The following is a 4,351-nucleotide window of genomic DNA, read 5'->3' as shown; positions in this document are numbered from 1 at the left end:
GGGCATTGTCGATGCCGAGCACCCGCCCCGGGTAGGCTATCTTTGCCAACTTAAGGGTCAGCTCCCCCGTGCCGCAGCCAACGTCAAGCACCTCCTCCCCGGACCGGACTGCCGCAAGCCGGATCAGGAGATCTCCCACCGCAAAACGCTGCCGGGAAACCGCATCGTATTCGTGACCGTTCCAGTCGCTGGTTGCCATAACCAACCTCCTTGTATGCTAAGCCCATAAGAGCTCAGGTGCTGCAGGGGCAGAAGCGCGGCAAACCCAACAGGGTGGCCGCGCCGGCTATGGTGGTGCCGTAAAAGATCGCCGGGCACGGGGCATCAAGCCACTCGGTGATCGTGCCGTTGGCCAGGGTGCTCCCGGTGACCAGCAAGACGTCTGCCCAGCGCCGCATCGCCCCCGTGTCCCCACGGCCGTCCTCGATCATCACCCCGGCCCGTTCTTGGTCAATATTTTCAGGGTCGAGATCCAATACACGCACCGGAAAATGGCCAGCACAGGCCTCCACCAGAGCCGGTTGCAACCCAACGAAGCCTACCCGCGGCGTGCCGAAGCGCGCCTTCAAATAGTTGACCAGTTCCACGGCACAACGACGCGGCCCCTCATCGCGACAGTGAACAGTTCCTGTAATCTTCCCTAGATGCCGCAACAGGGAATTAAGCGTAGCCACGAATACGGCACGCGTGTAATTATCGCTAAGCGAGAGTCCAAAGACTTCCTCGAGGGTACCGGTAAAATGCCCCGGCTGGTCGGTAAAAGCCTGGCCGCGCGCACCCTGAAACTGCGCCTCCACCAGGCGTTCTTTCCCACTCTGGAGAGGAAAGTCTAATCTCCCCGGATTACCGATAGCCTCCTGGGGCGTGAGCACCCGGGAGCGCACCTCAACCGGCAAGACAAACAACCCGGCCCGGTCAGCTAGTTCCGCTGCCCGCTGGCGTAATACGTCGTAAATATCCAACCTTATTGCACCTCCTAAAACCCCTCTAAACCTCTACTGGACGAAACTCTAGCCTAATCGCATTTTTTAAAGTGAGAGTGGTCGGCCAGCAGGTAACAAATTATGCCGCCTGCTCACAACCTTATGGTGCGGCGCAATTACTTCCACGTTTTCGCTTAGGCCAGCGGCAGGCCGGCGAAATTCGCTTTCCGGCACGGTAAACGCAAACTCCTCCGCGGGCGGGTTACGGTGTCAACCTAGACTTTATCCGGCTTTGTTATCTCTATCCACTTGCAAACCTCACTCTCAATAGCGGTATTGATAATTGGATTGTGGTTATATGTCCATTACAATGGTAATACTTTTCGTTGAACAGCGTCAACACTTCTGACTTTCCTCGCGTTTATCCCCCTACAGCTTCCCCTTTTCTCCTGCCAGCAACCTTACAAAAACCTTAACCAGCTGCGGGTCAAACTGACTCCCTGCACACTTCTTCAGTTCCTCAAGAGCCTCTTCGTGCGACATTGCACCGCGGTAGGGGCGATCCGATGTCATCGCGTCGTAGGCGTCGACTATGGCCAGAATGCGGCTCAAGAGGTGGATCTGCTCTCCCTTCAGTCCCAGGGGATAGCCCTGCCCGTCCCACCGCTCGTGATGCTGGAGAATGTAAGGGGCCACCGGGGCCAGCTCGCCAGAGGAGAGAGCAATGCGGTACCCCACTTCGGAATGGCGCTGGATTTCTTTCCTTTCCTCTTCAGTGAGAAGACCGGGCTTGAAGAGGATGTGGTCCGGCACTCCCAGCTTGCCGATGTCGTGCATCTCCACCAAGAGGCGCAAACTGTCCATTTCTTCACGCGAGAGCCCCACTGCCTCTCCCAGCATGCAGGCAATCTCTTTCATGCGCTCCGTGTTGTGGAAATCCTTCTCCGCCAGGGCTGCCTTGAGGGCGCGGATCACCGCCGCCCGCGGGTCCTTCCCGCCGGCAAGCTTGTTCATGTACATCGCGTCGTCTGCTTCCTTGTAGACTTCCCACAGCCGACGCGAAGCATCTTTTGCCGTCGCCACACCTACGGAGATGCTCAAAGGGAGATCCGGATGCTGCATGTTGTCCTTTTCAACGGCCTCATTTATGCGCCTTGCCACTTCTTCCGCCGTCTTCCGGTCTGTCTGGGGCAGGATCACGGCAAACTCGTCCCCGCCGACCCGGGCCACCACGTCGGACCCCCGGACGCAGCTCGCAATTACTTCGGCCGCACGGCGCAGGAGTTCGTCACCCTGCTCGTGCCCCAGCATGTCGTTGATCACTTTCAAGCCGTCCAGGTCGCATAGAATGAGGCTGACAGGAAAAGAGCGCCCCCTGTCCAGCCGACGCAGTTCTTCCTCGAAGAAAGCACGGTTGTACAGTTCGGTGAGGGCATCGCGGGTACTCCAGCGTCTCAGCTCTTCTTCCATCTTCTTGCGCTCACTAATGTCCCGGATGCACTGGACCGCCCCGAGCAGGTTTCCCCTCTCGTCGTAGACTGGGGCCGCAAGGGTCCAGAAGTGAAGCCCCCTGCCACCGCGGGCGAAAGGAGCGAAACCTTCGCCGACAAGAATATGACCCTTCAGTTCGATTTTATCGTACTGCTGTCCCCACTGTGTACCATTGCCGAGCAGGATGTTGACGAGGATGGGTCTTTTCTCCCCGTAAAACGGGACGGCGTAAGCGTATTCTCCCCTGCCCAGTATTTCTTCCTTCTTAACTCCCGTCATTTCTTCCATGGCCCGGTTCCACACGAGCACCCTTCCTTCGCGGTCAACGACAAAGGTGGCATCCGGGAGGGAATCAATGATTCTTTCGAAGAGGTTCAGCTTCTCCACCAATTTTTCCGGCAGAAGTTTACTGCTGGCGCCAAGCAGGAGTTTAAGAAATTTTTTTGCCGCTTCGGCTTTTACCTCTGGCAGAGCGTCCACCAGCCGGTAAAGCTCGTCTTTTCCTCGACCCGGGTTCACGCAATCCACCGCTCCTTTTGAACACTTTTCTCCGGATATTTTTTATTCTTCAGGGAACAAAATCCTGCTCCGGAAAAGAGAAGAAACAGACGGTTATTTCCCGCCGCGGCCTCCGACGTCCTTGGGCCGAGCTTTAACTCGGTAGTACTCATCAGCTTATCCACCTTCCGGCCGGCCGCCAGGAGTTTCTCTCTGTCGCCGGGATCGACGGCCATCAATTCTCTCCTGGCCTTTTCCAACCGCAGAATTGTCCTGCCGAGATCCAGCAAAAACCTCCCCCTCTCGCCACTTGCACCAGACTCAATTAAACCGCTTCCTGGAAAGAGCGTCAAGGGAAACACTGTCGAATGGTGTCGGATCGACAGGGTTTTCCTTATTAATAAAAATCGCATAAAGCATAAAATTTTTCGGCTTTACAACCAATTAATTATGGTAGAAGAAAGAAGCGAGGGATTATCATGCAAAAACAACAGGCCTTTGTACCTGAAAAAATAAAAAAGTTTCTCACGGAAAACGGGTGGGAAAAAGTCTACGACAGCTTCCCTGATGGCCATCAGACGTGGCATAAATATTATCAGGGCTTCTGGGAGTTGGTTATCTACTCTATGGAGGACGGCCGGCACCACTGCAACCTCTGGTACGGAAGCGATGGCATAAAGCCAGAAGCCATCTTCTCACTGCGTTCCATCAGGGCGGTATTGCGGCGGCGGGGACTGGCAACATAACTCAGCCTTCTGTACCGCCCGTACCTTTTTCCTGCACTTGGGCAAAAAAAGTCCGCACGCCTGGGCTTCCGGGTTGCCACGGGAAAGCACCTTAAGAAGCACCTCTTTATTTCCTGCTATCTTCAAAACTTCCAAAGCATGCAGGGTGTCCGGAATTGCTTTTTTGAGGGTTCCGTAACCGGGCAAGTCTACTACGCAGCCCCAACGCATTTCTTCCCGACCCTGGATTTTGACCAGAAAACGGCAGTCAGTGCACCGTCTTATGGCCTTCTCCCGCATTTCCGGTAGGATGATGCGGTGGCCTTCCCACAGCTGATTATCCAGCATACCTTACACCTGCCCCTGTAAGGGAGGAAGCCCTGAAGATTGCTTTCTCCCCGAATCTGCTCCGTATGTAGTCGCAGGACCGCTCAACTCTACTCAGTTTCTCCCTATCACCGAATAGCGTAAGTTGTTCTGGAGGCTTCGGAACCAGCCCAGCAAGGGCTACTCCCACCATGCGCACGGGCCAGCCCTCGGGCCAGTGCCGCTCCAAAATCTCCACCGCCGCCCGGTAAACGTCTGCGGCCAGGTCGGTGTGCGTGCGAAGGGTTTTCATGCGCGATAAATATGCAAAATTGGCGTCCTTCAGGGAAAGTACCACAGTTTTGCCCGCGTATCCCCCCATCCTCACTCTCTCAGCCACCCGGTCGG

The 4,351-nt window shown here is 55.8% G+C and carries 6 protein-coding genes and 1 pseudogene; 1 reads left to right on the top strand and 6 read right to left on the bottom strand.

Translation table 11 applies throughout. The annotated features are described in order from the left end of the window. From ACPLUI_RS11635 to ACPLUI_RS11620, 4 genes are all read right to left on the bottom strand, one after another. Window positions 1-199, bottom strand: a 199-nt coding sequence (locus tag ACPLUI_RS11635) for a class I SAM-dependent methyltransferase (protein WP_424660428.1), incomplete at its 3' end; no start/stop codon positions are given. A 34-nt stretch (window positions 200-233) separates the two neighbouring features. Then, entirely contained in the window at window positions 234-962 is a 729-nt protein-coding gene (locus tag ACPLUI_RS11630) for a Rossmann-like domain-containing protein (RefSeq protein ID WP_424660427.1), read from the bottom strand. Between the two features lie 390 nt (window positions 963-1,352). Further along, window positions 1,353-2,933 carry a diguanylate cyclase gene (locus ACPLUI_RS11625; RefSeq protein WP_424660426.1) on the bottom strand — a complete coding sequence of 527 codons (1,581 nt, stop codon included), beginning with the start codon at window positions 2,931-2,933 and terminating at the stop codon, window positions 1,353-1,355. After that, window positions 2,930-3,202, bottom strand: coding sequence for a hypothetical protein (locus ACPLUI_RS11620; RefSeq protein ID WP_424660425.1), 273 nt, complete (start codon window positions 3,200-3,202; stop codon window positions 2,930-2,932). The genes ACPLUI_RS11625 and ACPLUI_RS11620 overlap by 4 nt, the downstream gene beginning before the upstream one ends. 189 nt (window positions 3,203-3,391) lie before the next feature. Between ACPLUI_RS11620 and ACPLUI_RS11615 the strand changes: the two genes are divergently transcribed. Further along, window positions 3,392-3,658 carry a hypothetical protein gene (locus ACPLUI_RS11615; RefSeq protein ID WP_424660424.1) on the top strand — a complete coding sequence of 89 codons (267 nt, stop codon included), beginning with the start codon at window positions 3,392-3,394 and terminating at the stop codon, window positions 3,656-3,658. On the opposite strand, the gene ACPLUI_RS11610 is transcribed toward ACPLUI_RS11615, so the two are convergent. Both ACPLUI_RS11610 and ACPLUI_RS11605 read right to left on the bottom strand, forming a co-directional pair. Next, a complete protein-coding gene (locus tag ACPLUI_RS11610; protein ID WP_424660423.1) occupies window positions 3,608-3,985 on the bottom strand; it encodes a hypothetical protein in 378 nt (125 codons plus the stop codon). The two genes, ACPLUI_RS11615 and ACPLUI_RS11610, sit on opposite strands and share 51 nt — an antisense overlap. Then, a pseudogene (locus ACPLUI_RS11605) lies at window positions 3,975-4,351 on the bottom strand (DNA polymerase IV); the annotation flags it as partial. The pseudogene ACPLUI_RS11605 and the gene ACPLUI_RS11610, both read right to left, overlap by 11 nt.

Source organism: Desulfofundulus sp. (assembly GCF_049701015.1).
In the GTDB taxonomy this organism is placed as follows: Bacteria; Bacillota; Desulfotomaculia; order Desulfotomaculales; family Desulfovirgulaceae; genus Desulfofundulus.
This window is presented reverse-complemented; position numbering and strand designations above follow the sequence as displayed.